This is a genomic window from Oceanobacillus caeni (assembly GCF_019037185.1).
Taxonomy (GTDB): Bacteria; Bacillota; Bacilli; order Bacillales; family Amphibacillaceae; genus Oceanobacillus; species Oceanobacillus caeni.
This window is the reverse complement of record NZ_JAHHXM010000075.1, coordinates 1-1396: the sequence shown is the minus strand read 5'-3', so window position 1 is coordinate 1396 and position 1396 is coordinate 1. Positions and strand designations below refer to the sequence as shown.

Genomic DNA, 1396 nt, shown 5'->3' with positions numbered 1-1396 from the left:
CACTAGTGTTGCATAAAGTTTTCAGGAAAAAGTCAAGCGAAACCTTTTGTGTCAATATTATTAATAATAGGAATTTTCACTATAAAAATCCATAAAAAAACCTTATAATTAGGGTATGGTAGTCCTGTCCAAATCCCTAACTATAAGGAGCTCACATGGACAATCATACCATAAAAACTGTATTCAAGGAATACATTCATCCATTAGATTCGAAAGTAATACAAAAAATGCTTGATCACGCTCAAATTGATAAATATGTCAAAAAGCTTGATGTACTTACATTTATGAATACATTTATTTATGCGCAGTTGAAGCAACTAGATAACCTTCAGCGGATAAGTGACACGATAAAACGCAAGAAAACTGTCCAAAGATTAGTTGGCATAGAAAGCATTAGTAAATCACAGCTTTCCCGAAAAAATGGGGATATACCATCCGAGATTTTCCAGGTTATCCTACATCATTTAATTCAAAAACTTCACCATATACTTGGACCAAAAACGGCAGGCAAAGCACTTGGAAAGCTTCATCTGATTGATTCATCAACGATTTCGATGTGCCTTAGTCAATATGAATGGGCAGATTTTCGAGATACAAAATCGGGTGTGAAAATGCATACTTCCATTACTTTTTGCGAGGGCATTTCTTACCCAAATGAAGTCATTCTCACACCTGCAAGACCTGCAGATGAAACACAGCTAGATTCATTAATCGTATTAGATAAAAACGTTCTTCATGTATTTGACCGAGGCTATTTCAATTTTAAAAAGTTTGATACCTACTGTGCAGAAGGTATTCGATTTGTCACACGAATTAAAACGAACACGGTCGTACATGTCATCGAGGAATTACCGATTGATTCCTCTTCACCGATCACCCGTCATGCGGTAGTAAAGATCGGAAAGATGAAGAACCCGCTGCAACTCGTTGAAACTGTAGACAGTAAAGGAAATCAGATTCGAATTGTGTGTAATGATGCTAAAGTCAGTGCACAGGAAATGAGTGATCTCTACCGCAACCGCTGGCAGATAGAATTATTTTTCAAATGGGTCAAGCAGCATATGGTTATTAAAAAACTATATGGAAAAAGCGAAAATGCGGTATATAATCAAATCTATTTGGCAATGATTTCTTTCTGTTTAACCCTTTTAATGAAAAACAAAATTGGCTATAAAGGGACCTTGCTGGAAATGTTGCGTTGGATACGGGATTTCTGTTCTCACTCCATCACAACCCTTATCTCTAAAGTATTCAAGGAACCTGAGCGATCATCCCGTGGCCGACGAAGGCTTGATCACGAAAAGGTCTTTCAAGTAACTGTTGCACAATACGAATTAGGAGATGTTTTGCTCTTAGACGATTTAACCTATGACCCGATTATTTAAAAATATTATAT

Annotated in this window: 1 protein-coding gene; it reads left to right on the top strand. The window is 36.5% G+C overall.

Annotation, left to right across the window (positions count from 1 at the left end):
- The first annotated feature begins 155 nt into the window (after window positions 1-155).
- A complete protein-coding gene (locus KM885_RS17725) occupies window positions 156-1385 on the top strand; it encodes an IS4 family transposase (RefSeq protein ID WP_047185988.1) in 1230 nt (409 codons plus the stop codon).
- Window positions 1386-1396: the final 11 nt, after the last annotated feature.